Here is a 339-nt window from a genome sequence, read left to right on the forward strand (position 1 = left end):
ATCAACAAGCAAGGGGCTTTTTAATAGGTGGTACATCTGGCAGAACAACATTAAATGGAGAAGGATTGCAACATGAAGATGGTCATAGTCATATTTTATCTTTGACAGTACCTAATTGTATATCTTATGATCCAGCTTACGCTTATGAAATTGCTGTTATTATGTGTGATGGCTTACATCGTATGTATGGTCCTAAACAAGAAAATATATATTATTATATTACTACATTAAATGAAAATTATGCTATGCCGGCTATGCCTAAAGGTGTAGAAACAGGTATTTGTAAAGGAATATATAAGTTAAAAACCATAAAAGGTACGCATGATTATTCAGTTCAAT

The 339-nt window shown here is 31.9% G+C and carries 1 pseudogene; it reads left to right on the top strand.

Annotated elements, in window-relative coordinates:
- A pseudogene (gene aceE / locus LDP10_RS03325) lies at positions 1-339 on the top strand (pyruvate dehydrogenase (acetyl-transferring), homodimeric type); the annotation flags it as partial.

Source organism: Buchnera aphidicola (Pemphigus obesinymphae), assembly GCF_026122815.1.
GTDB classification, from domain to species: Bacteria; Pseudomonadota; Gammaproteobacteria; order Enterobacterales; family Enterobacteriaceae; genus Buchnera_C; species Buchnera_C aphidicola_BJ.